Below are 25777 nucleotides of genomic sequence, written 5' to 3' on the forward strand. Positions count from 1 at the left end.
ACTCCACCGACAGGCAGTGAGCGACGACCCGGTCGCCGGGCTGCCACTTGTTCACCCCGGGGCCGGTGCGCAGTACGACGCCCGACAGGTCCGAGCCGATCACGTGGTACGGCAGGTCGTGCCGCCGGCCCAGCGGCGACTGGCGGCCGTACCGCTCCAGGAAGGCGAAGGTCGACACGGGCTCGAAGATCGAGGTCCAGACGGAGTTGTAGTTCACCGAGCTGGCCATGACAGCGATCAGCGCCTCGCCGGGGCCGATCTCCGGCACCGGCACCTCGTCCAGGTGCAGCGAGGTGCGAGGGTCCTTGTCGCGGGTTTCGAGGCCGGCGAACATCTCGGCCTCGTCCTTGTGCACGGTGACCGCGCGGTACGACGCCGGCAGCTTCAGCGCCGCGAAGTCCGCGGCCGTACTGTCCGGTGCGAGGACGGCGTCCAGGATTTCCTTCATATGACTCGCCTCCGGCGATGCGTTCCGCGTGGCGGAGCGTACGGGAACGCTGGGGTCGGGTGGGGATGGAGGTGCCGTCGTCGGTCCGGCGGAGGTGTGGCGGTGGTGCGAAGGAGCCGCGCGGTGGCGCGGGGTGCCTGGTGACGCAGGCGTCCGGGCCTGGGGGACAGTCGGCCTGCGAGGGATCACCGCATGCCGTCCGCCCGGACTGGGGATACCGTATGGCACCGCGTGCCAGTCGTAAAGACACTGCGTGCCATTTTTTCTTCTCAGTGTGGACCCGGTGCCCCCAACGGGCAACAGCGGCCGCCCGGAAAGCCGGACAGCCGCTGGTGAGGGGGTTTCCACGCCTTCTCAGGCCTTGCGCAGCGCCTCCTCGATGCTGTGCAGGATCTGCGCGGGCGAGGCGTCGGTGCGCGCCACGGCGACCACCACCTCGCCGTGCCGGGAGACGGTCGCGGGGGTCGTGGAAGCAGCCCTCGACGGTATCCGCCCCGCGCCGATGCCGGTGCCGAAGGTCGCCTTGATGACGTCGAAGGCGTGGTCGAGCTGCGCCTCGACGTCGCCCTTGCCGTCCGCCCGCAGCCAGCGGCGCAGCACGTGGTTGTGCGCGGCGACCACCGCGGAGGCGGCGACCTCGGCCAGCAGCGGGTCGTCGTCGCCGTAGCCCTGCGCGCCCTCGTCGAAGTGGCCCAGCAGGTAGCGGGTGAAGAGCCGCTCGTAACGGGCCACCGAGGCGATCTCGCGCTCCCGCAGCGTCGGCACCTCGCGGGTCAGCCGGTAGCGCTCCACCGACACCTCGGGCACCTGCGCGTACATCCGCAGCACCTCGGTGATGCCGCGGCACACGGTGTCCAGCGGGTGCTCGTGCGGGTCCGCGCAGTCCAGGACGGCCTGCACCCGCACCAGCGTGTCGTCGTGGTCGGGGAAGATCGCCTCTTCCTTGGACCTGAAGTGCCGGAAGAAGGTCCGCCGCGCCACCCCCGCGGTGGCCGCGATCTCGTCGACCGTGGTCGCCTCGTAGCCCTGCGTCGCGAACAGGTGCATCGCCGCCGACGCGAGATCCTGCCGCACCCGGTGGCGCTGGGCGGCGGCTCGGCGGACGGTCGCGGTCTCGGGGGCACCGGACTTCGCGGGCTGGGACATGTGGGGAACGTAACACGGCGGACCGCCCCGTCCGGCGGCCGGGGGGAAAACGCCCCAGCTCGCCGTACGGTTTCCGCGGCCGGCGGGCCGGTCAGCGGCGGGCATACTCGCGGAAGCCGCGGCCGGTCTTGCGGCCGAGGCAGCCCGCGGACACCAGGTGCTCCAGCAGCGGCGCGGGCGCCAGGCCCGGGTCGCGGAACTCCTCGTGCAGCACCTGCTCGATCGCCAGCGACACGTCCAGGCCCACCACGTCGAGCAGTTCGAAGGGACCCATCGGGTATCCGCCGCCGAGCTTCATCGCCGCGTCGATCGCGTCCACGCTCGCGTAGTGGTCCTGCACCATCTTCACCGCGTTGTTCAGGTACGGGAAAAGCAGCGCGTTGACGATGAAGCCCGCCCGGTCGCCGCAGTCCACCGGGTGCTTGCGCAGCTGCCCGCACAGCTGGTGGACGGTGGCCCGCACGTCGTCCGCGGTGAGCACCGTGTGCACCACCTCGACCAGCTTCATCGCCGGCGCCGGGTTGAAGAAGTGCATCCCGACGACGTCCTGCGGGCGCGAGGTGGCCCGGGCGATCGCGACCACCGGCAGCGACGACGTCGTGGTCGCCAGCACCGCGCCGGGCCTGCACACCTTGTCCAGCACCCGGAAGAGCTGCTGCTTGACGAAGAGGTCCTCGGCGACCGCCTCGACCACCAGGTCGGCCTGCCCGAGCGCGTCGTAGGAGGCCGCGGGCGTCACCAGGGCCACGGCCGCATCGCGCTGCTCGGCGGTCAGCCGGCCCTTGGCCACCGAGCGGTCCAGCGACTTCGCCAGCCGCGCCACCGCCTGCTCCGCCTTCTCCGGGCTGCGCGCGGCCAGTTGCACCGGGAAGCCGGCCTTCGCGAAGACCTCCGCGATACCTGTCGCCATGGTCCCCGAGCCCGCCACCCCGACGCTGCGGACGGTACGGCCCGCGGCCTGCCCGCGCCCCGCCGCCGGGGTCTCCGCGTCCGGCACCACCACGGAACCGCCCGGCGCCTCGTAGCTGTAGAAGCCGCGCCCGGACTTGCGGCCCAGCAGCCCGGCCGCGGTCAGCTGCCGCAGCACCGGCGCGGGCGCGTGCAGCCGGTCCCTGCTCGCCTCGTACATCGCGTCCAGGACGGTCGTCGCGGTGTCCACGCCGATCAGGTCGAGCAGCGCCAGCGGCCCCATCGGCAGGCCGCAGCCCAGCCGCATCGCCGCGTCGATGTCCTCCCTGGTGGCGTAGCGGGCCTCGTACATGGCCGCGGCCTGGTTCAGGTAGCCGAAGAGCAGGCCGTCGGCGATGAAGCCCGGCCGGTCGCCGACCGGCACCGGTTCCTTGTCCAGGCTGCGCACCAGCGCCGTGACCGCCGCGGTGGTCTCCGGCGAGGTCAGCACGGTGGACACCACCTCGACCAGCTTCATGGCCTGCGCGGGTGCGAAGAAGTGCAGCCCGAGCACCCGGTCCGGGCGGCCTGTCTCGGCGGCGAGCCGGGTCACCGACAGGGCGTTGGTGCCGGTGGCCAGGATCGCCGTCGGCTTGACGATGCGGTCCAGCGCGGTGATGACCTCGCGCTTGGTGTCGTAGCGCTCGTCGACCACCTCGATCACCAGGTCGGCGGCGGCCGCCGCCTGCAGGTCGGGGAAGGTGCGGAAGCGGGCCAGCACGTCGCCGCGCTCGGCCTCGGTGCATCGCCCGCGCTCCACGGCACGTGCGGTGGACTTCTCCAGGGCGGCGACCGCGCGGCGGGCGGCGGCCGGGTCGAGGTCGATGCCGACCACCTCGTGGCCGGCCCTGGCCATGATCTCGGCGATGCCGGTGCCCATGGTGCCCAGGCCGACCACGGCGATCACGGACGGGGGAGTGGCGGCGCTGTCGTGGGCTGCTGCGGGTGCGGTCGTCGGTGCTGCGGCCTGCGAGGCTGCTGAGGGACGGTCCATCGCGTGACTCCAGACGCTGAGGAGACCGGGCGCGGCGGTGCGCGCACGGCTGAGGAGTGTGGTGGTGAGGTGGAGTCGCGGGCGGGCCGCAGAGGTGTGCGCGCCCGGCGCCCGCGTCGACTGCCGGCCGGCCCTGTCCCGGGGCCGCGCCGCGATGATGCCGTACCGACGTGGTGGTGCGGTGCTCGGCGGCTGCGTCACCAGCCCGCCGTTCACGGTGCTTTCGAGCGTAACTGGCGGGTAACTTGAGCGCCACCCCTGCGCGCATGTGATCTGCACCGCCGACAGATGAGCGCGGTGGGTACTCCGGATGGGTGAGCCTGACGGGTGGGTGCGCGGGCCGGGAACTGCCGGCCGCGCGCCCCCGTGGCGTACGGCCGGCAGCAGTCGTGGCGGCCCGGGTGCGGGCCGGATGCGGCCCAGAGCGATCCGGAGCGGCCGGTGCGGGTCCGGGCGGTGTCAGAGCAGGGTCAGCTGGGTGCCGCCCGGCTCCGACGGCGGTCGCGGCGCCGGCACCCGCTCCTGCTGCGGAGGGCCAGCGGGCTGGGCCGGGGGCTGCTCGGGCTGCCGGAAGCCGGTCCTGCGGGCCGGGCCGCAGCCGAACTCCGCCGCGAACTCGTGCACCTGGCGGGTGATCCGGCGCTGATACCACGTCGGCGCATACGAGCCGCCCGCGTACATCGCCTCGTAACGCCGCACGAGATGCGGGTGGTTGCGGGCCAGCCACGCCATGTACCACTCCCGGGCGCCCGGGCGCAGATGCAGCACCAGCGGGGTGATCGACCCGGCGCCGGCCGCGGCGATGGCCCGCACCGTCGCCCGCAGCTGCTCGGGCGAGTCGCTGAGGAAGGGCAGCACCGGCGCCATCAGGACCGCGGACGGTATCCCGTTCTCGCTGAGGGTGCGGCAGACCGCGAGGCGCGTCTGGGGGGAAGGCGTGCCCGGCTCCACGCTGCGCCACAGCTCGCCGTCCAGGAAGCCGACGGACAGCGCGATGGACACCTCGGTGACGCGCGCGGCCTGCCGCACCAGTTCGAGGTCGCGCAGGATCAGCGAGCCCTTGGTGAGGATCGAGAAGGGGTTGGCCCGGTCCCGCAGCGCCGCCAGGATGCCGGGCATCAGCTGGTAGCGGCCCTCCGCCCGCTGGTAGCAGTCGACGTTGGTGCCCATCGCGACGTGCTCGCCCTGCCAGCGCGGCGCCGCCAGCTCCCGGCGCAGCAGCTCCGCGGCATTGGTCTTCACCACGATCTGGGTGTCGAAGTCGTGCCCGGTGTCCAGGTCCAGATAGCTGTGCGTCCTGCGCGCGAAGCAGTAGACGCACGCGTGGCTGCACCCCCGGTAGGGGTTGACCGTCCACTCGAAGGGCATCCGCGACGCTCCCGGCACCCGGTTCAGGATCGACCGGGCGCGCACCTCGTGGAAGGTGATGCCGCGGAACTCCGGAGTGTCGAAGCGGCGGGTGACCGCGTCGGTGCCGAAGAGCGCGGCCGTGGCGTCGTCCCGCCCCAGCTGGTCCCAGCGCATCGCGCCCTCCTTCGGTCGTCCGGTGTGCGTCCTGCTCCCACAATAGAACACAGATTCGAAAAGCGGGTGTGGTTGGCTTGTGCGGCGCGTGAAGAACGTGCACGGACACGGACCGAGGAGAAGTCATGGCGCAGGTCGAGGCCACCACGGAGCGGATCGTCGCGGCGGAGCCGGAGCGGGTGTACGACGCCCTCGCCGACTACGCGGGCACCCGCGGCCGGGTGCTGCCTGAGCAGTTCAGCGAGTACGAGGTGCGCGAGGGCGGCAAGGGCGCCGGCACCGTCGTGCACTGGCGGCTGCAGGCCACCAGCAAGCGCGTGCGCGACTGCCTGCTCGACGTCACCGCGCCCGCCGCGCTGCAGCTGGTCGAGACCGACCGCAACTCCACCCTCGTCACCACCTGGACGGTCACCCCGTCCGGCGCGGGCGGCAGCAAGGTGGTCGCCACCACCCGGTGGCAGGGTGCGACCGGCGTCGGCGGCTTCTTCGAGCGCACCTTCGCCCCCAAGGGCCTCGGCCGGATCTACGACGCGATCCTGGCCTCGCTCGCCGCCCAGGTCGAGGGCGGCGCCCCGCAGGCGTAGCACCCGGCGCCGTCACCCGGTTGGTTTCGTGATCTTTCACTGATACGGGTGGTTTTGCCTACTTCCTGAGAATCGCCGCGCCCCTTCTTCGTTGTCGCCTACTGCGGGAGACGCTGGCGCAACAGGTGTGACGAGGGGAGTGAAGGGTGGCTGGCAGCACGCTGACCGACCGGACGGCGGCACTGACCGAGGACGGAGGCGGGGGCGGAGGCGGCGGCAAGGGCGCCGCCCTCGCCGGCGAGGCACCGCCGGGCACCGGGGGACCCGAGGCGGCGGCCGACCTGACGCCCCGCCGGGTGCGGCTGGTCTTCGTCGGCCTCATGCTGGCGCTGCTGCTGGCCGCCCTCGACCAGATGATCGTGGCCACCGCCCTGCCGAAGATCGTCGGCGAGCTGCACGGCCTCGACCAGATGTCCTGGGTCGTCACCGCGTATCTGCTGGCCTCCACCATCGGCCTGCCCATCTACGGCAAGCTCGGCGACCTCTTCGGCCGCAAGGGCGTCTTCCAGTTCGCGATCCTGACCTTCGTCGTCGGCTCCGCGCTGGCCGCCTGGTCGCGCTCCATGAACGAGCTGATCGCCTTCCGTGCGATCCAGGGCATCGGCGGCGGCGGGCTGATGATCGGCGTGCAGGCGATCATGGCGGACATCGTCCCGCCCCGCGAACGCGGCCGCTACATGGGCCTGATCGGCGCCGCCTACGGCCTCGCCTCGGTCGCCGGGCCGCTGCTCGGCGGCTTCTTCACCGACCACGCCTCCTGGCGCTGGTGCTTCGCCATCAACATCCCCTTCGGCGTCGTCACCCTGGTCGTCATCACCCTGGTCCTCAAGCTGCCCAAACCCACCGCACGCCCCCGGCTCGACGTCCTCGGCGCACTGCTGCTGGCCGCCGGGTCCACCTGCCTGGTGCTCATCACCACCTGGGGCGGCTCGAAGTACGACTGGCAGTCCCGGCAGATCCTCGGCCTGGCCGCGGGAGCCCTCGCCTGCGCCCTGCTCTTCGTCCTGGTCGAGCGCTTCGCCGCCGAGCCGGTCATCCCCCTGCGGCTCTTCCGCGACGGGGTCTTCAACGTCACCGCGGTGGTCGGCTGCGTCGTCGGCATCGCCCTCTTCGGCGCCGCCAGCTACCTGCCCACCTTCCTGCAGATGGTGGACGGCGCCAGCGCCACCGGCTCCGGCCTGCTGATGCTGCCCATGATGCTCGGCGTCGTCGCCGCGTCCATCCTCGGCGGCCAGCTGATCAGCCGCACCGGGCGCTACAAGATCTTCCCCGTCGTCGGCGGCGCCCTGTCCGCGGCCGGCATGTGGCTGCTGTCCCTGATGGACGCGCACACCTCACAGCTCACCTACAGCGTCTACATGGCGGTGCTCGGCCTCGGCATCGGCCTGGTGCTGCCCGTGCTGGTGCTCGCCGTCCAGAACTCGGTGCGCCCGGCCGACATCGGCGCCGCCACCAGCGCCAACAACTACTTCCGGCAGATCGGCGGATCGGTCGGCGCCGCCGTCTTCGGCACGCTCTTCGCCGACCGGCTCGGCAAGCGGCTCGCCGTCGAACTGCCGCACGGCGCCCACCTGCCCGACCCGCAGTCGGTCACCCCGCAACTCGTCCGCACCCTGCCCGCAGCGGTACGCGACGGCTATGTGCAGGCGTACGCCGACGCCATGCCGCGGATCTTCCTCTACCTGGTGCCGGTGCTCGTCCTCGGCTTCCTCTTCGCCTTCCTGCTCAAGGAGAAACCCTTGGTCACCCAGCACGGCCCGGCCCCCGCGACGGCGGCCACCACCGCCTACGACGCCCCCACCGCGGACCACATCGACGGCACCGCCGCCGAGACGCCGCTGCCGGGCGCCCGCCGGCTGTCCACCCCGCCGCACGGCGGCGTCGCCGTCTGCGGCACCGTCCAGCACTCCGACGGCAGCAGCGTCGGCCGGGCCGCGCTCACCCTCATCGACGTCACCGGGCGGCAGATCGGCCGCGGCGCCACCGGCGAGGACGGCCGCTACGCACTCAGCACGCCGGGCGCCGGAAGCTACGTCCTGATCGCCGCGGCAGGCGGCCACCAGCCGCAGGCGGTCAGCGTCACCGTCGGCGACCACCCCGTCGACCTCGACGTGGTCCTCGGCGGCGCCGGGCGGCTGGCCGGCGCGGTGCGCACCGCCGACGGCACACCGGTGCGGGACGCCATCGTGACCCTCACCGATGTGCGCGGCGACGTCGTCGCCACCTCACGCAGCGGGCGCGAGGGCGCGTACGTCCTGGCGGAACTCGTCGCCGGCGAGTACACCCTGGCCGCCAGCGCCCCCGCCTACCGGCCCGCCGCCCTGCCCGTCACCGTCCAGGCCTCCCGGGAGACCCGCCAGGACGTCGAACTGGCCGGCGGCGCCGTCCTGCGCGGCACCGTCCGCGCCCCCGGCGGCCGCCTCGTCGAGGACGCCAGGGTCACCCTCCTCGACGCCGCAGGCAACGTCGTCGACTCGGTCACCACCGGGGCCGACGGCCACTTCCGCTTCGTCGACCTCGCGGCCGGTGAGTACACCGTCGTCGCGGCGGGTTATCCGCCCGTCGCGACCGTTCTCCAGATCGCCGGCGGCGGCCGCACCGAACGCGACCTCCAACTCGGCCACCCCGACTAACCTCCCCCTTCACGCAGGGGGCGAGCATCCCCCGGCTGCGGTGGCTTGCGGGTGCCCTTCCGCAGGTGGCGAGCTTCCCGCCGGCCGCGGTGGCTGGGGGTGTCCTTTCGCCTGGCGGCGAGCGTTTTCAGGGGTGCGGGGAACTGCGCGCCCAGCTCCCCACCGGCCGGTGGCCCGTCTCCGACAGAAACAGCCCCTTCGGGCCGGTGACGACCCGCGCCCCCGGTGGGGGCTGGCCGCGCAGTTCCCCCCGGGGGCTCGGCCCCGCCGAAGAGGTGCCCCCGCGGGCGGGGGAAAGGCGGCGGGCTAGGGGGTTTTGGGGCACTGAGTGCCCCGGATGTCGGCGTACGTACCACCGATCTGGTACCTACCTGCCGTAGGTACGTACAACCGCGTCCACTCGCCGTCAGGCATAAGGCACCCGTGATGGTTGTCCTTGGCCCCTTCGATGCCGAGCACCGGCGACCAGGGGATGCGCAGGAGCACCGTGCCGGGCGCCGGCATGGAGACGGTCAGCGAGGCGGGCCCGGCCTCCTCCACCGTCGCGGGCGGGTCGGCCAGCGGGTCGACGGCCCCGGCGACCCTGAAGATCTGCCAGTTCGCGTCGTGCCACACCGGCTGCAGCCAGTCCGGCGCGGAGCGTACGAGCTTGGCCTCGGCCACGGCGGCCCCGTCCGGCTCGTCGGAGGGCAGCACCACGTAGTAGACGCTCCAGTGCTGCAGCCACTGCCGGTAGCTGTCTGCGGTGAGCGTGCCGTCGTAGAAGAGCGGGTTGCGTTCGACGTCGGCCTGCCGGTTCCAGCCGCGGGCCAGGTTGACGTAGGGGGACAGGCCCGACGCCTCCCAGTGCGAGCGCAGCGGTACGACCTCGACGCGGCCCTTGTCGGCCCGCACCTTCTGGAGCTCGGCGATCAGCGGCGGCGCGTGCCGTACGGTCGAGCTGACCGCTGAGGTGTTGACCTGGTCGACGATGGGCTTGGTGATCTGCCAGGCGGCCACTCCGGCGAAGGCCAGCCACAGGGCCAGCAGGCGCTTGCCGGTCCAGTTGCTGCCGCGGGCGACCAGCAGCAGCACGGTGCCGCCGAAGAGCAGCGCGAGGCGTTCCACGTTGCTGCCGATCGGCGAGGGGATCACCCAGGTGAGCGCGACACCGAGGGCGTACACCCAGGATCCGGTGCGCATCACCCGCCAGGTCTTCGGCACCACCAGGGCGGTGACGACGGCCACGGCGAAGGGGATGATCGCGAAGTACCAGGCGAAGGGCTGCACCCCGTAGAAGGGGAAGAGCAGCGAGGTCGCGCCGACCACCAGGGGCGGCACCGCGGTCAGCACGTAGCTGTCGGCCCTGCGCCCGGTCAGGAACAGCGCGGCGGCCACCACGAGCATGAACAGGCCCGCGACGGGGCTGCACATGGTGGCGAGCCCTGTCATCATCGCGGCGGTGGCCAGCCGGGGGGAGCGGCCGCGCGGGGTGGGGGTGTCGGGGAAGAGCACCAGGACGGCGACCATCGCGAAGAGCATGCCGAGCGCGAACGTGACACGGCCGGAAACGACGTCACACCAAAGGGCGAACGTCGTCCACAGTGCGGGCACCATCGGCCGGCGGATGCCGCCCCGCATGAGCAGTGCCGCGCCGACCGTCCCGGACAGGGTGCCGGCGATCACCGCGGTGGTCCGCACCCCCAGTGCGGCCATGATGTAGGGCGACAGGATGCTGTAGGAAGCGGGGTGCATACCGCCGTACCAGGACAGGTTGTACGACGCCGAGGGGTGTGCCCGTATGAAGTCGGTCCACGCGTACTGCGCGGCCATGTCGCCGGAGTCCTTGGCCAGGTAGAGCGCCCACAGCAGGTGCAGCACCGCGGCCACGGCGGTCGCCACGACGACCGGGTGGCGTACGTTCACCCGTCGCAGCAGGTCCCTCGGTTTCCTGGGTGAGGAAACACGCGCAGGCTGCCAGGTCGTCACGGTGCCTCTTCCGGTGGCGGTGCGGTGCGGATGTTGCCGGCCGGCTGACACCCGGCGGGGTTCCGAACTCCCACCCGTGACCGGCTCGGATCAGAGTTCGAACACAGAGTTTGGACGCTAGCACGGCTCGTGCGGTTGCTCGCGCGCGGGCGTACGCCCGGATTCCCGCTTTGCCGCCCCGCGGACCCCGCACGGGTCGTACCGTGGTATCGGCATCGCAGACCCTGCGCCGGACGGGTGCGCCCACACCCGCCGGAACAGCCTACGCGGCGCCGGGGGAAGGAGCCCAACGAACCATGGACCGGCGTAATCCGACAGGGCTTTCCGGCCGGATCCCGCTCGCGGTGATCGTCGTGGACGCCGCGGGACTGGTGTCGCACTGGAGTACGGGCGCACGGCGGCTGTTCGGCCGCTCCCGGCAGGACGCGGTGGGGCGGCCCGCGGTCGACCTGCTGCCGGTGGTCGGCGCCCTGGAGGGTGCGGCGGGACATGACGGCGGATTCCCCGCGGCGGGCGGAGCGGCGTACCCGGCGGAGGACGACTACGGCCGCGGCCTGGAGGCCTCGCTGGCCGGTGCCAGCTCCTACCCCACAGCGGGCCGCGCCCGGCTCTTCGAACCCGCCGGGGGAGACGCCGAGGGGGTCGGGCCGCAGGCCGGTGCGGACGACGCCCTGGACGTCCTGTGGTGGGCCTACCCGCTGGTCGGTCCTGGACCCGAGCGGCTGCTGGTGCTGGCCGCCGACGCGGGCCGGCTGCAGCCCGGCGGGCCTGACGCGCCGGCCGAGGCCTTCGAGCGGATCGCCCCGGGCTTCGCGCTGCACACCGAGTTCGCCGGCGCCGAGGGCCTGGCCAAGCAGCTCCCGGAGATCCTGCCCAGCATGAATCCGCTGGAGAGCGCGCGGATCGTGGCGCAGGTCCTGGACCTCGGCTACCCCGTGCTGGAGATCAGCCAGCACGACCGCGTCCCCGTCACACCCGACTGGGGTGTGCCGCGCAGGACCGAGCGGCAGGCCAGGCGGCGGGCCGCCGAGCAGGCCGCGGCGCTCGACCCGGAGTCCGTGCCGGCCGAGGAGCTGGCGCCCGACCTCGAATACGCGGCGGTGCGCGAGCACCTGGAGTTCCTCAACGAGGTCAGCGGCCGCATCGGCACCTCCCTGGACCTGGCCCGCACCATCGAGGAGGTCAGCGCGGCGGTCGTGCCCCGCTTCACCGACGTCGCCGGCACCTATCTGCGCGAGCAGGTGCTCGCGGGCGAGGGTTTCCCCGACGGGCCGCCGGACGTCACCACCATGTGGTATCGCGTCGCTGTCGAGCACACCGACGAGCCGGGCCGCTGGGACGACGTCGTGCCGGTGGGCGAGTCGATGCCCTTTCCCGCGCAGACCCCGTTCTTCCAGTGCATGACCACGGGCGAGCCGGTCATGGTGCCGCGGATCAGCGAGCAGATGGGCAACGCCATCGCCGCGCAGTTCCCCAAGCGCGACATCAGCCCGCTGATCAACAACCGCTCGATGCTGGTGGTGCCGCTCAAGGCCCGCAACGTGGTGCTGGGCTTCATGATCCTGCTGCGGCACCGCGAGCGCCCGGCCTTCAACGACATGGACCGCGTCACCGGGGCGGAACTGGCCGCCCGCGCCGGTCTCGTGCTCGACAACGCGCGCATGTACACGTACCAGGAGAACGTCGCCGACACTCTCCAGGACAGCATGCTGCCGCACATCGCGCCCCGCATGCCCGGCTGCGACGTGGCGACCCGCTACCTGCCGGGCACCCGGCTCGGGCGGGTCGGCGGCGACTGGTTCGACAGCATCAAGCTGCCCGGCTCGCGGCTCGCCCTGGTCGTCGGCGACGTCATGGGCCACGGGCTGAACTCGGCGGCGATGATGGGGCAGTTCCGCACCGCCGTGCAGACCATGGCGCAGCTCGGCCTCCCGCCGGCGCAACTGCTGCGCAACCTCGACGACCTGGCGCAGCGGCTCGGCGAGCAGTACCTGGCCACCTGCCTCTACGCGGTCTACGACCCGGTCGGGTCCGAGGTGCTGATCGCCAACGCCGGGCACATCCCGCCGGTCCTGGTGCGCGCCGACGGCCGCAGCGAACTGCTCGACGTGCCGACCGGGGCGCCGCTCGGCGTCGGCGGCGTGCCCTTCGAGACCGTCAGGGTCCCGGTGAACCCCGGCGACCGGCTGGTGCTGTGCACCGACGGCCTGGTCGAGGTCCGCGGCCAGGACATCGGAGCGGGCCTTGCCGCGCTGTGCGAGAGCGCCGCGCACCCGGCCGCGTCCATGGACGACGCGTGCGACACGATCATCCGCGCCCTCAACCCGCGCGGCGGCCGCAAGGACGACGTGGCCCTGCTGATGGCCCGGCTCAACGGCATCCCGCGCGAGGACGTCGCGGTCTGGGAGCTGGCCGCGGAGCCCGCCGAGGTGGGCAGGGCCAGGTCCCTGGTCCGCGACACGCTGCGGGCCTGGCAGCTGGACGACGTCGCCGAGACCGCGGAGCTGCTGGTCGGCGAGGTCGTCACCAACGCGGTGCGCCACGCGCACGACCGGCCGGTGGAGCTGCGCCTGGTGCGCGCCGACGCGCTGCTGGTCGAGGTCTCCGACGACGACCACGGCGTGCCGGTGCTGCTCAGCGCGGGCCCCGAGGACGAGGGCGGGCGCGGCATGCGGATCGTGAGCCGGCTGGCGCGCGAATGGGGCACCAGCCGCTCCGCGCAGGGCAAGACCGTGTGGTTCGAGCAGGCCCTGCCGCCGCGCCGCAGGCGCTGAGACCGGGCACCCCCGGCGGGCCGTCCCTGCGGCCGCCGGCCTTTCCGTACGATCACGACGTGGGGAGTGGTGAGTACGTGTGAACGTCTCCAGCGGGTACGCGCATGCGTGGGAGAGCTTCTGGGAGGACGCACCGTACGAGCCGGGCGGCGTCTTCTGGGACGCGGAACCGGCCATGACGGCGCAGCAGCACCTGGCGTACTTCGAGAAGCACTTCGACCCCGGGCTGCCGCTGGTGGACCTCGGCTGCGGCAACGGCACCCAGACCCGCTTCCTGGCCGGCCGCTACCCGCGGGTCGTCGGGATCGACCTGGCGCACGCGGCCATAGAGCGGGCCAGGCGCGACGACCCGCACGGGCTGGCCGGCTACCAGCAGCTGGACGCCGTCGACACCGACGCGGTGCGCGCGCTGCACGAGGAGCTGGGCGACGCCAACGTCTACATGCGCGGGGTCCTGCACCAGTGCGAGCCCGCCGACCGCAGCCGGCTGGTCGACGGCATCGCCACCCTCACCGGGCAGCGCGGCCGGGCCTTCGCCGTGGAGCTGGCCGAGGCCGCCAAGGGCGTGCTCATGGGCCTGGCCCAGGGTCCCGCGGGGCCGCCGCCCAAGCTCGGCGCGATCTTCGCGCACGGCATCGCCCCCGGCGAGGTCCACGACGCGGCCGTGCCCGGGTACTTCACCTCCGCGGGCCTGGAGGTGCTCGCCGAGGGCGAGGAACCGCTGAGGACCACCGAGTTCCGGCCGGACGGGGCCCGGATAGAGGTGCCCTCACGCTGGCTGGTGGCGGGGCTGGCCGCGTAATGTGATCTCGCATGCGGAAGATCCTCATCTCGGCCGACATGGAGGGCGCCACCGGTGTGACCTGGCCGGCCGATGTGCTGCCCGGAACCGAGCAGTGGCAGCGCTGCCGCCACATGTTCACCTCTGACGTCAACGCCGCCGTCGCGGGCTTCCTCGACGGCGGCGCCGACCAGGTGCTCATCAACGAGGCGCACTGGACGATGCGCAACCTGCTCCTTGAGCAACTGGACGAGCGCGCCCAGATGCTCACCGGGCGGCACAAGGAACTGTCCATGGTCGAAGGCGTCCAGCACGGCGACGTCGACGGCATCGCCTTCGTCGGCTACCACACCGGCGCAGGCACCGAGGGCGTCCTGGCACACACCTACCTCGCCAACTCCATCACCGGCGTGTGGGTCAACGGCGAACCCGCCAGCGAAGGCCGGCTCAACGCCCTGGTCGTCGCCGAGTACGGCGTCCCCGTCGTCCTGGTGACCGGTGACGACCGCACCGGCGTCGACGCCCGCGGCTACGCCCCGCAGGCCGTCACCGTCGCCGTCAAGGACTACGTGTCCCGCTACGCCGCCGTGTGCCGCCCGCCCGCAAGGACCGCCGCCGACATCCGGGCCGCCGCCCAGCAGGCCGCACCGCTGGCCGTACGGCACGAACCGGTGCAGGCGGGGCCGTTCACCGTCGAGGTCGAGTTCGACGCCTGGCACCTGGTCGGCGCTGCCACCGTGGTCCCCGGGGTGGAGCGGACGGGCGAGCGGCGGGTGGCGTATACGCTGCCGACGATGTACGCGGCCCTGCGCGCTTTCAAGGCCGTGACCACGCTCGTTTCCCAGGCGGTGGAGGAGCAGTATGGCTGAGCGGACCGCGGCGGCACAGGGCGGAGCGGTCGTCGACGGGCAGGCGCTCGACGAGGTGGTGCGCTTCACCTCCGACCTGATCAGGATCGACACCACCAACCGCGGCAGCGGCGACGGCAACGAGCGGGCCGCCGCCGAATACGTCGCCGAGCGCCTCGCCGAGGCGGGGATCGAACCCGCCGTCCTGGAGAAGGCGCCGGGCCGCACCAACGTGGTGGCCAGGATCCCCGGCACCGACCCCGCGGCCGACGCGCTGCTCGTGCACGGCCACCTCGACGTGGTGCCCGCGCAGGCCGACGACTGGACCGTGCACCCCTTCTCCGGCGAGGTCCGCGACGGCGTCGTGTGGGGCCGCGGCGCCATCGACATGAAGAACATGGACGCGATGGTGCTCGCCTGCGTCCGCGCCTGGGCCCGCTCCGGGCAGCGCCCCCCGCGCGACATCGTGCTCGCCTTCACCGCCGACGAGGAGGACAGCGCCGCCTACGGCTCCGGCTTCCTCGCCGCCGAGCACGCCGCCCTCTTCGAGGGCTGCACCGAAGGCATCAGCGAGTCCGGCGCCTACACCATCCACACCGACAACGGGCTGCGGCTCTACCCGGTCGCCGCGGGCGAGCGCGGCACCGCGTGGCTCGAGCTGACCGCCGAGGGCAGGGCAGGACACGGCTCCAAGATCAACAACGAGAACGCCGTCGTCCACCTGGCCGCCGCCGTCGCCAGGATCGGCGAGCACCGCTGGCCGCTGCGCCTGACCGCGACCGTCAGGGCCGCCCTGACCGAACTGGCCGCGCTCTACGGCGTATCCGCCGACCTCGACGACGCCGACGCGCTGCTCGACCGGCTCGGCACCGCCGCCGCGTTCGTGCGGCCCACCGTCCGCAACAGCGCCAACCCGACGATGCTGCAGGCCGGCTACAAGGTCAACGTCATCCCCGGCACCGCCACCGGATACGTCGACGGGCGCATCCTGCCCGGCGGCCAGGACGAGTTCACCGCCACCATGGACCGGCTCACCGGGCCGCACGTGCGCTGGGACTACCACCACCGCGAGGTGCCGCTGGAAGCCCCCGTCGACTCGGCCTCCTTCGCCGCGATGCGCGAGGCCGTCGAGCACTTCGACCCGGGCGCGCACGTGGTGCCCTTCTGCATGTCCGGCGGCACCGACGCCAAGCAGTTCTCCCGGCTCGGCATCACCGGCTACGGCTTCTCGCCGCTGCGCCTGCCGCCGGGCTTCGACTACCAGGCGCTCTTCCACGGCGTGGACGAGCACGTCCCCGTCGACGCCCTGCACTTCGGCGTCCGCGTACTGGACCGCTTCCTGCGCGGAGCCGCAGGGGAGGAGACCGCATGACCGCCACCGCACAGCGGGACACCGGATACGGCAGCTGGGCCTCGCCCATCGACGCCGCCACCGCCGCCGCCCACGACGGCAGCCCCGACAGCATCGGCATCGTCGGCGACGACGTGTGGTGGACCGCCCCGCGACCCGCGGAAGGCGGCCGGCGCGCCCTGGTCAGGCGCCGCCCCGACGGCACCGAGGAATGCCCGCTGCCCGCGCCCTGGAACGTCCGCAACCGCGTCATGGAGTACGGCGGCACCCCATGGGCCGGCGCGCTCGTCGACGGCACCCCGCTGATCGTCTTCACCCACCACCTCGACCAGCGGCTCTACGCCTTCCGCCCGGACCGCCCGCAGGAACAGCCCTACCCGCTCACCCCGGTCTCCGCCGTCGGCGGCGGGCTGCGCTGGGCGCAGCCGTCCCTGCACGCCGACCGCGGCGAAGCATGGGCCGTACTGGAGGAGTTCACCGGCGAGGGGCCGGGCGACCTGCGCCGCGTCCACGCCGCCGTGCCGCTCGACGGCAGCGCCGCCGGCGACCGCTCCCGCATCCGCGACATGGCGCCCTCCGCGCACCGCTTCGTCACCGCCCTGCGGCCCTCGCCTGACGGGTCGCAGGCCGTCTGGCTGGCCTGGGACCACCCGCGGATGCCCTGGGACGGCACCGAGCTGCTGTGCGCAGACCTCCGCGCCGACGGCACCCTCGGCCCCGCCCGCACCCTGATCGGCGGCCCCGAGGAGTCCGTCAGCCAGGCCGAGTGGACCGCGGACGGCACCCTGCTGGCCGCCACCGACCGCACCGGCTGGTGGAATCTGCACCGCGTCGACCCCGCCACCGGCGAGGCCGTCAACCTGTGCCCGCGCGAGGAGGAGTTCGCCGGACCGCTGTGGAAGCTCGGGCAGCGCTGGTTCGCGCCGCTCGACCACGGCCTGGTCGCCGTCCTGCACGGGGCGGGCGCCGCCAGGCTCGGCCTGCTCGACCCCGCCACCGGGCAGCTCACCGACGCCCCCGGGCACTGGACCGAGTGGAGCGGCACCCTCGCCGCCACCGGCAGCCGCGTCATCGGCCTCGCCGCGAGCGCCCGCAGCTCGCACGAGATCGTCGAACTCGACGCCGCCACGGGCCGCACCCGCGTCATCGGCAACCCGCACCACGACCCCGTCGACCCCGCCTACGTCCCGCAGGCGCAGGACCGCGTCTTCACCGGCCCCGGCGGGCGCGAGGTGCACGCCCACGTCTACCCGCCGCGCCACCCCGGCCACCCCGCGAGCGGACCCGCCCCCTACGTCATGTGGGTGCACGGCGGCCCCACGAGCCGCACCTCCATGGTCCTCGACCTGGAGATCGCCTACTTCACCTCGCGCGGCATCGGCGTCGCCGAGGTCAACTACGGCGGCTCCACCGGCTACGGCCGCGCCTACCGCAACCGGCTGCGCGAACAGTGGGGCGTCGTCGACGTCGAGGACAGCGTCGCCGTCGCCGAGGGCCTGGTCGCGGAAGGCGCCGCCGACCCGCAGCGGCTCGCCATCCGCGGCGGCAGCGCCGGCGGCTGGACCACGGCAGCCGCCCTGACCACCACCTCCACCTTCGCCTGCGGCGCCATCAGCTACCCCATCCTCGACCTGGCCGGCTGGTCGCCGGCCGGCGGCGAGACCCACGACTTCGAGTCCTGGTACCTGGAGTCGCTCATCGGCCCGCACCTGGAAGTGCCGCAGCGCTACCACGACCGCTCCCCGGTCCACCACGCCGACCAGGTCACCGTCCCCTTCCTGCTGATGCAGGGCCTGGACGACGTGATCTGCCCGCCCGCCCAGTGCGAACGCTTCCTCGCCCAGCTGGCCGGACGCGACCTCCCGCACGCCTACCTCGCCTTCCCCGGCGAAAGCCACGGCTTCCGCCGCCTCGACACCCTGGTGACCTGTCTGGAGGCCGAACTGTCGCTCTACGCCCAGGTCTTCGGCTTCACCCCGCCAGGGGTGCCCGTCCTCGACCTGGCCCCGTGACGCCACCCGCGGCCGGGCTCTTCAGACCCCGGCGGCTCGCCGCCGGGGACCGGGTCGGGGTCGTCGCACCCGCGGGGCCTGTCCCGCGGGCGATGCTGGACGCCGGGCTCGACGTGCTGCGCGACTGGGGCCTCGACCCCGTCGTCGGGCGGCACGTTGTGGACGACCACCCCTCCGGCTACCTCGCGGGCGCCGACCAGGCCAGGGCCGACGACCTGCGGGACGCCTGGTGCGACCCCGCACTTGCCGCCGTGGTGTGCGCCCGCGGCGGCTACGGCACACAGCGCATGGCCGACCTGCTGGACTGGGACGCCATGCGGCAGGCCGCCCCCAAGGCCTTCCTCGGCTACAGCGACATCACCGTGCTGCACGAGGCCTTCGCCACCCGCCTGGGCGTCGCGACCCTGCACGGGCCCATGCCCGGCACCCCCGCCTTCCTCGCCGACACCGCAGGCCGCGACCACCTGCGCCGCACCCTCTTCGCCCCCGAGGAGGTCCAGGTCCTGCACGCACCCGCCCCCCGCGCACTGGTGCCCGGCAGTGCCGCGGGCGTCACCCTCGGCGGCTGCCTCAGCCTGCTCGCCTCCGACATCGGTACGCCCACCGGCCGGCCGTCGGCCGCGGGCGGCATCCTGCTGCTGGAGGACACCGGCGAGGAGGCCTACCGGCTGGACCGCTTCCTCACCCAACTCCTGCGCAGCGGCCGGCTCGACGGGGTCGCCGGCGTCGCCCTCGGCTCCTGGGAGGACTGCGGCCCGGCAGACGAAGTGCGCGCCCTCCTCCTCGACCGGCTCGCACCGCTCGGCGTGCCGGTCCTGGACGGCCTCGGCTTCGGGCACTGCCTGCCCGCGCTGACCGTTCCGCTGGGGGTGCCCGCCGTCCTCGACGCCGACGCCGGCACGCTGACCGTGCAAGTCCCCGCCCTGAGCTGATTCTTACCGACCCCTGACGGGACGGCGGCCCGACCGCCGTTCGGGCGCCTGCCGCCGTACGGTCGGCCGCATGCTGATCCTCGTCACCGGCGGCGCCGGCTTCATCGGCTCCCACATCGTCACCGCCCTGCACGCCGCGGGGCACCGCGTCCGGGTCCTCGACGCACTCCTGCCCGCAGCCCACGGGACCGACCCGGCACCGCCCGCACTGCCCGACGGCGTCGAATGGCGGCACGCCGACGTCCGCGACCGGGCCGCCGTGGACGAGGCGCTGGCCGGCGTCGGCGCCGTATGCCACCAGGCCGCGATGGTCGGCCTCGGCAAGGACTTCGCCGACGCGCCGCACTACACCAGCTGCAACGTCCACGGCACCGCCGTCCTCCTCGCCGCCATGGCCGCGGCCGGCGTCCCGTCACTGCTGCTCGCCGGGTCCATGGTCGTCTACGGCGAAGGCCGCTACGACTGCGCGCGGCACGGCGTCGTACGCCCCGGGCCGCGGCTCGCGGCCGACCTCGACGCCGGCCGCTTCGAACCGCCCTGCCCCCGCTGCGGCCGCCCCCTCACCCCCGGGCTCGTCGACGAGGACGCGCCCACCGACCCGCGCAACGTCTACGCCACCACCAAGCTCGCCCAGGAGCACCTGGCCGCCGCCTGGGCGCGCGACACCGGGGGCCGCGCCATCGCCCTGCGTTACCACAACGTCTACGGCCCCGGCATGCCACGCGACACGCCCTACGCGGGCGTCGCCGCCCTCTTCCGCTCCGCCCTCGCCCGCGGCCAGGCCCCCACCGTCTACGAGGACGGCGGCCAGCGCCGGGACTTCATCCACGTCACCGACGTCGCCGCGGCCAACGTCGCCGCGCTCGACGCGCTGCCCGACATCGCGCCCGGCACGATGCGGCCCTACAACGTCGCCACCGGTGCCGCCCACACGGTGGGCGAACTCGCCACCCTCCTCGCCGCCGCCTGCGGCGGCCCCGCCCCCCGCATCACCGGCGCGTACCGGCTCGGCGACGTCCGCCACATCACCGCTTCCGCGGCGCGCATCCACACGGATTTCCCCTGGACCCCTCTCACCCCCTTCCACACCGGCATCCCCCTCCTCCTCTAACCCACCCCTGCGGGGGGCCTCCCGCCACCTCCGGTGGCGGCGCATCCACCCCGCCCGCTCGTGCCGGCGCCCCCCGCCCCTGCCCCTTGCGGCGGGCGCCCGCCGTGCCCGCCGCGGGAGCTGGTCGCGCCGTTCCCCGCGCCCCTTCAGGTCCTGCCACCTGCGGTGAGCTTGCACCTTTCGGTGGGTGGGTGATTGGTCGCGCCGTTCCCCGCGCCCCCAGGTGGGTGCCACGTGCCGTGGCGTTGCTTTCGCTCCTCGGGCTGGGCGCGCAGTTCCGCCCCCAGAGCTTCGCCTGGGGGTACCCCCAGCGCCCGCTGAGGGGTGCCCCCTTCCCGCAGGGTGAGCGTTTTCTGGCGGCGCCGTCTGGCTGGGAGGGTGAGCGTTTTTCAGGGGCGCGGGGAACTGCGCGCCCCGTCACGACGCACCGAAAGGTGCGAGCCAAGCGCAAGTGGCAATCACAGAGGGGCGCGGAGAACGGCGCGACCAGCCCACGCGGCGGGAGAGGCGATCGCCCACCGCAAGGGGCAGGACCTCACGTGGCGCCGGGGCGGCAAGCCCACCGCAGGTGGGGAGTGGCCGGGGGCCGAGGAGGCCGGGCCGGGGGCGGGAGCGGCCCCCTAAAGCCCCCCAGGCAAGGGAGTGGCCGGGGGGAGGACGACCTCGAAGCGGCAGCCGCCGGGGACGTTGCGAACGTCCGCCCGGCCGTGGTGCGCCTCGACGATGCCGCGGACGATCGCAAGCCCGAGCCCCGCCCCGGCCGGCGGCGTCCGCGCCCCGCTTCCCCGCCACCCCGTGTCGAAGACACGGGGAAGATCCGCCGCCGGAATCCCCCCGCACCCGTCGGTGACGGACACCACGACCGCCCCCGACGCGGTGTCCCGCAGCGCGGACACCGCGACCGTGCCGTCCGCCGGCGTCCGGTGAATCGCGTTGGTCAGCAGATTCGCCAGCACCCGCGTCATCTCCCGCCCGTCGACCTCGACGGGTATCCGCTCGACCCGTTCGCCGACCAGCCGCACCCCGTGCTCGGCGGCGAGCGGATCCGCCCCGGCTATCGCGTCGCCGACCAGGTCGTACACCGACATCCTGGACGGGCTGAGTGGCAGCACCCCCGCCTGGATGCGGGACAGTTCGAAGAGGTCGCCGACCATCCCGCTGAGCCGGTCGACCTCGGCGCGGATCTGCCGGTGGTAGCGGCCGGGGTCCTCCGCTATGCCGTCCTCCAGCGCCTCGGTCATGGCGCGCAGACCGGCCAGCGGGGTGCGCAGGTCGTGGGAGATCCAGGCGACCAGTTCGCGCCGGGATGTCTCAAGCGCCCGCTCCCGCTCCCTGGAGGCCTCCAACTTCGCACTGGTGGCGGCCAGTTCCCGTCCCAGCTCGGCCAGTTCGGCCGTCGGGGCGCCGGCGGGCGCGGCGAAGGCGTCACCGTCGCCGAACGCGCGGGCCGCGGCGGTGAGCGCCCGGCTGCCGGCGACCACGGTGCGGCCGAGCAGCAGCGCCACCCCGAGGGAGACGGCCGCCGCTATCGCGCACACGGTGGTGACGACGCCAAGGTCGTGTTCCGACAGGAACATCGCCCAGGCCACGGACAGTGTCCCGGCGAGCATCGCGCACACGGCGACGGCGACGACCACGGCGAGGGAGAGCGCGAGCGAGCGGTTGCGCAGCAGACGCAGGGCGGCGGCGCCGAGCAGTCCGACGACGGCCGCACCGGCCGCGGCATACGCGGCGATGACCAGCAGGTCACTCATCGGCCGCACCTCCCTCCGGCGCCGGGTCGAAGCGGTAACCGACACCCCACACCGTGCTGATCAGCCGGGGCCTTGCCGGGTCGTCCTCGATCTTCTCGCGCAGCCGCCGCACGTGGACGGTCACCGTCGACAGGTCGCCGAACTCCCAGCCCCACACCCGCCGCATCAGCTCCTCGCGGCCCAGCACCCGCCCGGGATGGCGCAGGAAGAAGGCCAGCAGGTCGAACTCGCGGATCGTCAGCGGCACTTCCGTCCCGTCCCGCAGCGCCCTGCGGGCGGCAGGGTCGAGGGCGAGCGTGCCCGACCGCAGCCACGGCCCGGGCGCGGGCGCGGCGCCGGCGCGGCGCAGCACCGACTCGACCCGCAGCACCAGCTCGCGCGGCGAGAACGGCTTGGTCACGTAGTCGTCCGCGCCGACCTCCAGGCCGAGGATGCGGTCGTCCTCGTCACCGCGTGCGGTGAGCATCACCACGGGAAGCGGGCCGTCCTCCCGTATCGCGCGGCACACCTCCAGCCCGTCCATGCCCGGCAGCATCAGGTCGAGGACGACCAGATCGGGGCGTGCGGCGGCCGCGCGGGCGACGGCGGTCGGGCCGTCGGCGGCCCGGTCGACGGCGAAGCCTGCCCGGTCGAGGTAGCCCGCCACGACCTCGGCGACGGTCGGATCGTCGTCCACGACGAGGATCCGCCGGCGCGGCGGCGGTACGGAAACGGATGCGGTGCTCATGGAAGAGAGTCTGGCACCCACCACTGACAGTGACCATGGACCGGCGGCCCGCAGCGGCCGCCGTCCCTGTTTCGTAAGGTTCCGCCGCCTTCTCAGCCGCTCCTGGATTCGTAGGGTGAGGCGGGTGACCATGACACCCCCCGCTGTCGCCGATGTCGTCCTGCCCTGCCTCGACGAGGCCGCGGCACTCCCCGGCGTGCTGGCACGCATCCCGCCGGGGTGGCGTGCGGTGGTGGTGGACAACGGCTCGACGGACGGTTCCGCGCGGATCGCCGCCGGCCTCGGCGCGCATGTCGTCCACGAGCCGCGGCGGGGCTTCGGGGCCGCTTGTCACGCAGGGTTGCTGGCCGCGACCGCGGACCTGGTCTGCTTCTGCGACTGCGACGGCTCCCTCGACCCCGCGCTGCTGCCGTCGCTCGCGGCGCCGGTGCTCGCGGGGGACGCCGACCTGGTGCTGGGCCGCCGCAGACCCACCGCCCGTGGCGCCTGGCCGCTGCACGCCCGGCTCGCCAACCTCGAACTGGCCCGCCGCATCCGCCGCCGCACCGGCCTCCCCCTGCACGACCTCGGCCCCCTGCGTGCCGCCCGCCGCACCGCCCTGCTGTCCCTGGCCCTCACCGACCGCCGCTCCGGCTACCCCCTGGAGATGGTCGTCCGCGCCGCTGACGCCGGCTGGCGGGTCCAGGAGACCGACGTCCCCTACGCCCCCCGCCTGGGCCGCTCCAAGGTCACCGGCACCTGGCGCGGCACCTGGCAGGCAGTCCGCGACATGTCCCCCCTCCTCACCCCCCGCCCCGCCGGGCCGCAGGCGCCCATGGACCCGCCCGAATCCCCGCCCCCGGCGTCCGACCGGGCCCGTACGGCCCCGCGGCAAGGGGCACCCCTTGCCGGTACACGCGGGGAGGGGGCGCGATGAGCGGGGGAACGGTGTTGCTCGTCGTCGCCAAGGCGCCGGTCGCCGGGCGGGTGAAGACGCGGCTGACGCCGCTTTTCTCGGCGGAGCAGGCGGCCGCGCTGGCCGAGGCGGCGCTGGGGGACACGCTGGCGGCGGGGCTCGCGGTCGGCGCTGGGCGCCGCGTGGTCGTGCTGGACGGGGCGCCGGGGGCGTGGCTTCCGCCGGGCTACGAGGTCGTGCCGCAGGTCGCGGGCGGTCTCGACGTGCGGCTCGCCGCGGCCTTCGAGGGGTGCGCGGGTCCTGCGCTGCTGGTGGGCATGGACACCCCGCAGGTGACCGCAGAGCTGCTGGCGGCCCCGTTCGGCCCGGGTGGCTGGGACGGCTGCGACGCGTGGTTCGGCCCGGCCGCGGACGGCGGCTTCTGGGCGCTGGGCCTGGCCGACCCGGCCCACGCGGGGCTGCTGCGGGGCGTGCCCATGTGCACGGACCGCACGGGCGCCGTTCAGCGCGCGCGGCTGGCCGAAGCGGGCCTTCGGGTGCGCGACCTGCCCGTGCTGCGGGACGTGGACACACCCGCGGACGCCGCGGAGGTCGCCGGTCTGGCCCCGCACACCCGTTTCGCCCGCGCCTTCCGCACGTTGCGGGCGCCCGTCCCGGCGCCCACCGCCCTCGCCGTGGAGGCCAGGTGACCGCGGTGACGGCTGCCCTCGCAGCGGAAACCGGGTGGAGCGCCGACCCGTACGCCTGGGCAATCGCCCGCGGTAGCGGACCGCTGTTCCTGCGCCGCACGGACGGCTGGCTGCTGCCGCTCGACGTGGAGCGCTGGTGCGCGCCACCGGACGCGGCGGACCGCACGCTGCTGCACCGCTGCCGCGGTCCCGTCCTGGACATCGGGTGCGGCCCCGGGCGGCTGGTGGCGGAACTGGCCGCGGACGGCGTGCCGGTGCTGGGGCTCGACGTGAGTCCTGCCGCCGTCGCCCACACCCAGCGTTCCGGCGGCCCCGTGCTGTGCCGGTCCGTGTTCGAGCCGCTGCCCGCGGAGGGCAGGTGGGGGACGGCCCTGCTGGCCGACGGCAACATCGGCATCGGCGGCGACCCGTGCGCCCTTCTGCACCGGGTCCGCCGGCTCGTGGCACCGGGTGGCCGGCTGCTCGCAGAGGCGGCGCCTTACGACGTGGACGAGCGGCTGACCGTACGGGTGGAGGACGCGCACGGGCGCCGCGGCGGTGACTTCCCGTGGGCCAGGCTCGGGGCGGGTGCGCTGGCCGCCGCGGCGGCCGCGACGGGGTGGGTGGTCGAGGAGGAGTGGTCGGCCGCCGGGCGGCGCTTCCTCGCACTGGGGAGCGCCGCCGCGGGCCGGGTCAGCGGCCGGCAGCTGCTGCCGTCCCCTGCCACGTACGGTCGAGGAAGTCAGCGATGAGCGGCGCGATCTCGCCGACCTTCTCCTCCAGTGCGAAGTGCCCGGTGTCGAAGAGGTGGAGTTCGGTGCCGGGCACGTCGCGGGCGTAGGCCCTGGCGCCGGCCTCGGTGAAGAACGCGTCCCCGGTGCCCCACACCACGAGCAGCGGCGGCCGGTGCTGCCGCAGCCACTCCTGCCACTGCGGGTAGAGCGCCACATTGCTCCGGTAGTCGAAGAGCAGGTCGAGCTGGATGCCGTGCCGCCCCGGCAGGTCGAGGAAGTGCTGGTCGAGCGTCCAGCCTTCGGGTGCGACGGCGGCCGGGTCCGCGGTGCCGCCCTCGTACTGTCCGCGGGTCGTCTCCAGGGTCAGCAGTGCGCCCACCCGCTTCCGTGACGTCTCGTCCTCGGGGTTCTCTGCGACCAGGCCGCGGGCCATCTCACTCAGCCCCTCCTCGTAGGCGTTGCCGTTCTGCACGACCAGGCCCGCGATCCACTCCGGGTGCCTGGTGGCCAGCCGGAAGCCGACGGGTGCGCCGAAGTCGAAGGCGTAGAGCGTGAAGCGGTCCAGTCCGAGCACCCGGCAGAAGCCCTCGACGGTGCCGGCGAGCCGGTCGAAGGTCCAGCCGTCGTCGGCGGGCAGCTCGCTGTGCCCGAAACCGGGGTAGTCGGGTGCGACGACCCGGTAGTGGCCGCCGAGCGCGTCGATGAGCCGGCGGTATTGGTGGGAGGCCGACGGGAAGCCGTGCAGCAGGAGCAGGACGGGCGCGTCCGCCCTGTCGGGACCCGCCTCGCGGTAGAAGATCCGCAGCCCGTCGACCTCGACGAAACGGTGTGCCACTCGCGGCAGTTGCAGTGCGGGCATGATCGCGTACGCCTCCCGGGTGCAGAGCGCGGCTCGTTGCCGCCACTACCGAGACTAACGGATAGATGGCTGTCTTTCCATGAGAA

The 25777-nt window shown here is 73.9% G+C and carries 20 protein-coding genes; 12 read left to right on the forward strand and 8 right to left on the reverse strand.

The genetic code is table 11. From position 1 onward, the window contains the following. The 4 genes from JT723_RS27540 to JT723_RS27555 form a co-directional block, all read right to left on the reverse strand. Positions 1–448: alcohol dehydrogenase catalytic domain-containing protein (locus JT723_RS27540; protein ID WP_205047518.1), on the reverse strand; the 448-nt coding region annotated here is incomplete at its 3' end. Positions 449–802: 354 nt separating this feature from the next. Beyond that, positions 803–1594, reverse strand: a complete 792-nt coding sequence (locus JT723_RS27545) for a TetR family transcriptional regulator (RefSeq protein ID WP_205047519.1) — start codon at positions 1592–1594, stop codon at positions 803–805. Positions 1595–1685: 91 nt separating this feature from the next. After that, on the reverse strand, positions 1686–3536 hold the full coding sequence (locus JT723_RS27550; RefSeq protein ID WP_205047520.1) for a 3-hydroxyacyl-CoA dehydrogenase family protein: 1851 nt from the start codon (positions 3534–3536) through the stop codon (positions 1686–1688). Positions 3537–3995: 459 nt separating this feature from the next. Then, a complete protein-coding gene (locus JT723_RS27555) occupies positions 3996–5060 on the reverse strand; it encodes an Rv2578c family radical SAM protein (RefSeq protein ID WP_205047521.1) in 1065 nt (354 codons plus the stop codon). Positions 5061–5185: 125 nt separating this feature from the next. Between JT723_RS27555 and JT723_RS27560 the strand changes: the two genes are divergently transcribed. Beyond that, positions 5186–5644, forward strand: a complete 459-nt coding sequence (locus JT723_RS27560; RefSeq protein WP_205047522.1) for an SRPBCC family protein — start codon at positions 5186–5188, stop codon at positions 5642–5644. 146 nt (positions 5645–5790) lie between these two features. Beyond that, entirely contained in the window at positions 5791–8277 is a 2487-nt protein-coding gene (locus JT723_RS27565; protein WP_205047523.1) for an MFS transporter, read from the forward strand. A gap of 306 nt (positions 8278–8583) precedes the next feature. Here the strand turns inward: JT723_RS27565 and JT723_RS27570 are convergent, their stop codons facing one another. Beyond that, entirely contained in the window at positions 8584–10182 is a 1599-nt protein-coding gene (locus tag JT723_RS27570) for a DUF8823 domain-containing protein (RefSeq protein ID WP_205047524.1), read from the reverse strand. A 359-nt stretch (positions 10183–10541) separates the two neighbouring features. Between JT723_RS27570 and JT723_RS27575 the strand changes: the two genes are divergently transcribed. The 7 genes from JT723_RS27575 to JT723_RS27605 all read left to right on the forward strand — a co-directional run bounded on the left by JT723_RS27575 (position 10542) and on the right by JT723_RS27605 (position 20054). Further along, positions 10542–13019, forward strand: coding sequence for a SpoIIE family protein phosphatase (locus JT723_RS27575; protein ID WP_205047525.1), 2478 nt, complete (start codon positions 10542–10544; stop codon positions 13017–13019). 79 nt (positions 13020–13098) lie between these two features. After that, complete coding sequence (locus JT723_RS27580; protein WP_205047526.1) at positions 13099–13821, forward strand: class I SAM-dependent methyltransferase; 723 nt, start codon at positions 13099–13101, stop codon at positions 13819–13821. Positions 13822–13832: 11 nt separating this feature from the next. Continuing rightward, a complete protein-coding gene (locus JT723_RS27585; protein WP_205047527.1) occupies positions 13833–14669 on the forward strand; it encodes a M55 family metallopeptidase in 837 nt (278 codons plus the stop codon). Further along, positions 14662–16020, forward strand: coding sequence for a M20/M25/M40 family metallo-hydrolase (locus tag JT723_RS27590; RefSeq protein WP_205047528.1), 1359 nt, complete (start codon positions 14662–14664; stop codon positions 16018–16020). The genes JT723_RS27585 and JT723_RS27590 overlap by 8 nt, the downstream gene beginning before the upstream one ends. Next, positions 16017–18011 (forward strand): prolyl oligopeptidase family serine peptidase, encoded by a 1995-nt coding sequence (locus tag JT723_RS27595; protein WP_205047529.1) that lies wholly within the window; start codon positions 16017–16019, stop codon positions 18009–18011. Before JT723_RS27590 ends, JT723_RS27595 begins: the two co-directional genes overlap by 4 nt. Next, a complete protein-coding gene (locus JT723_RS27600; protein WP_251513484.1) occupies positions 18008–18943 on the forward strand; it encodes a S66 peptidase family protein in 936 nt (311 codons plus the stop codon). The genes JT723_RS27595 and JT723_RS27600 overlap by 4 nt, the downstream gene beginning before the upstream one ends. 70 nt (positions 18944–19013) lie before the next feature. Beyond that, on the forward strand, positions 19014–20054 hold the full coding sequence (locus JT723_RS27605) for an NAD-dependent epimerase/dehydratase family protein (RefSeq protein ID WP_205047530.1): 1041 nt from the start codon (positions 19014–19016) through the stop codon (positions 20052–20054). Between the two features lie 620 nt (positions 20055–20674). Here JT723_RS27605 and JT723_RS27610 read toward each other — a convergent pair. Further along, a complete protein-coding gene (locus tag JT723_RS27610; protein WP_205047531.1) occupies positions 20675–21808 on the reverse strand; it encodes a sensor histidine kinase in 1134 nt (377 codons plus the stop codon). Then, entirely contained in the window at positions 21801–22535 is a 735-nt protein-coding gene (locus tag JT723_RS27615) for a response regulator transcription factor (RefSeq protein WP_205047532.1), read from the reverse strand. Before JT723_RS27615 ends, JT723_RS27610 begins: the two co-directional genes overlap by 8 nt. A gap of 130 nt (positions 22536–22665) precedes the next feature. Here JT723_RS27615 and JT723_RS27620 point away from each other — a divergent pair, with 130 nt between their 5' ends. The 3 genes from JT723_RS27620 to JT723_RS35490 are packed head-to-tail and all read left to right on the forward strand — an operon-like array spanning position 22666 to position 24850. Then, positions 22666–23451: a glycosyltransferase family 2 protein gene (locus JT723_RS27620; protein ID WP_205047617.1), complete on the forward strand. Its 786-nt coding sequence runs from the start codon at positions 22666–22668 to the stop codon at positions 23449–23451. After that, positions 23448–24119, forward strand: coding sequence for a TIGR04282 family arsenosugar biosynthesis glycosyltransferase (locus tag JT723_RS35485; RefSeq protein ID WP_240166284.1), 672 nt, complete (start codon positions 23448–23450; stop codon positions 24117–24119). Before JT723_RS27620 ends, JT723_RS35485 begins: the two co-directional genes overlap by 4 nt. 5 nt (positions 24120–24124) lie before the next feature. After that, the gene (locus JT723_RS35490; protein ID WP_307864025.1) at positions 24125–24850 is read left to right on the forward strand and encodes a class I SAM-dependent methyltransferase; all 726 of its coding nucleotides are present in this window, start codon (positions 24125–24127) and stop codon (positions 24848–24850) included. On the opposite strand, the gene JT723_RS27630 is transcribed toward JT723_RS35490, so the two are convergent. Further along, complete coding sequence (locus JT723_RS27630) at positions 24792–25691, reverse strand: alpha/beta fold hydrolase (RefSeq protein ID WP_205047533.1); 900 nt, start codon at positions 25689–25691, stop codon at positions 24792–24794. The genes JT723_RS35490 and JT723_RS27630 overlap by 59 nt on opposite strands. Positions 25692–25777: the final 86 nt, after the last annotated feature.

Origin of the sequence: Actinacidiphila bryophytorum (assembly GCF_016916835.1) — a bacterium.
Taxonomy (GTDB): domain Bacteria; phylum Actinomycetota; class Actinomycetes; order Streptomycetales; family Streptomycetaceae; genus Actinacidiphila; species Actinacidiphila bryophytorum.